The 2,056-nt window shown below is 73.6% G+C and carries 1 protein-coding gene; it reads left to right on the forward strand.

The annotated features are described in order from the left end of the window. Positions 1-132 precede the first annotated feature (132 nt). Positions 133-2,056 (forward strand): RecQ family ATP-dependent DNA helicase (locus ACLEQD_RS42055; RefSeq protein WP_410391558.1); only part of this gene is annotated, 1,924 nt, incomplete at its 3' end.

Below are 2,056 nucleotides of genomic sequence, written 5' to 3' on the forward strand. Positions count from 1 at the left end.
CGGGCTCCGGGGCGCCGACGTCCAAGGTTCCTCGCGGTTCGCGACGGCCGCCGGGAACGCGCCCGGCCCGCGTCGCTGCGCGGCCCGGAGGCTCCCCCCAACATTCCCCCGCCGGAGGTCCGCTCCGCGTTCGTGCAGGCCTCCTCCGAAGGCTTCGGCCGGGCGAAGCGTCAGCCCCAGGCCGTGAACCTGGGCACGGGCCGGCCGGAGCGCGTGCACCGCGCTCCCACGCCCCCGGACAAGCTGCGCGGCCTCCTCAAGGAGGCCTTCGGCTTCAACGACTTCCGCCCGTACCAGGAAGAGGTCTGCCGCGCGGCCACGTCCGGCGAGGACCTGCTGCTCGTCATGCCCACGGGCGCGGGCAAGTCGCTCTGCTACCAGCTCCCTGGCCTCGCTCGCGCGGGCACCACCGTCGTCGTCAGCCCGCTCATCGCGCTGATGGAGGACCAGGTGCTGCGGCTCCAGTCGCTGGGCTTCGCCGCGGACCGCATCCACTCCGGCCGGGACCGCGCCACCTCCCGGCAGGTCTGCGCCGAGTACCTCGAAGGCCGCCTGGACTTCCTCTTCATCGCCCCGGAGCGCCTGGGCGTCCCCGGCTTCGTGGAGCTGCTCGCCCGCCGCACCCCGTCGCTCATCGCCATCGACGAGGCGCACTGCATCTCGCAGTGGGGGCATGACTTCCGTCCGGACTACCGGCTCCTGGGCTCGCGCCTGCCGCTCTTGCGTCCCGCCCCCGTGGTGGCCCTCACCGCCACGGCCACGCCGGACGTGCAGAAGGACATCGTCCAGCAACTGGGCCTGCGCGGCTCCCGGGGCGGCGCCGCGCACACCTTCATCCACGGCTTCCGCCGCACCAACATCGCCATCGAGGTGCGCGAGCTGAACCCGGGGGCTCGCGGCGACGCCATCCTGTCGCTGCTGCGCAACCCGGAGCACCGGCCCGCCATCGTCTACGCGTCCACGCGCAAGCACGCGGAGCAGTACGCGGACCTGCTCGCGCACGACTTCCACACCGCGCCGTACCACGCGGGCCTCCAGCCCCAGGAGCGCGACCGCATCCAGGCCGCGTTCCTCAAGGGCCACCTGGAGGTCATCGTCGCGACGACGGCGTTCGGCATGGGCATCGACAAGCCGGACGTGCGCACCGTCATCCACGCGGCGCTGCCGGCCAGCCTGGAGGGCTACTACCAGGAGCTGGGGCGCGCGGGGCGCGATGGCAAGGGCTCGCGCGCGGTGCTGCTCCACGCCTTCGTGGACCGGCGCACCCATGAGTTCTTCCACCGCCGCGACTACCCGGACCCCTCCGTCCTGGAACGCATCTACCAGGCCACCTCCAACGCGCTGGAGCCCAAGGCCTCCATCCAGGCCCGCGTGCGAGGCGACCCCGACCTCTTCGACAAGGCGCTCGAGCAGCTGTGGATCCACGGCGGCGTGGAGATGACGCCGGATGAAGACGTGCGGCGCGGCCGCGCGGGCTGGGCCGTGGCGTACATCGCGCAGCGCGAGCGCAAGCAGCTGCACCTGGAGCAGATGGGCCGGTACGCGGAGGCGCACGACTGCCGCATGCGGCACCTGGTGGCGCACTTCGGCGACGTGCAGGACTCCGGCGCGGCCTGCGGCCTGTGCGACGTCTGCGCCCCCGAGTCCTGCGAGGTGGTCCGCTTCGAGGAGCCCTCCGCCATGGAGGCCCACGCGCTGGGCCGCATCCTGGAGGCCCTGCACGCCCGCGACGGCCAGGCCACCGGACGGCTCCACCGCGAGCTCTTCGGAGAGCAGCTCCACCGCCGCGACTTCGAGCGGCTCGTGGGCGGACTGGTGCGCTCGGGGCTGGTGCGCCTGGACTCGGACTCCTTCGACAAGGACGGCCAGGTCATCCTCTTCCAGCGGCTGTCCCTGACGGACACCGGCCGCCGCGCGCGCGTCATCGCCCCCGGACAGGTGGTGCTGCCCCAGGCGCGCGAGGTGCCCTCCAGGAAGCGCAAGGGCCGCACCGCGGCCGGCGGCACGAAGCGCACGTCCCGCAAGCGCGCGGCCAGCACGGAGGCCGCGCCCGGGG

This window comes from Corallococcus sp. 4LFB (assembly GCF_046520365.1).
Taxonomy (GTDB): domain Bacteria; phylum Myxococcota; class Myxococcia; order Myxococcales; family Myxococcaceae; genus Corallococcus; species Corallococcus caeni.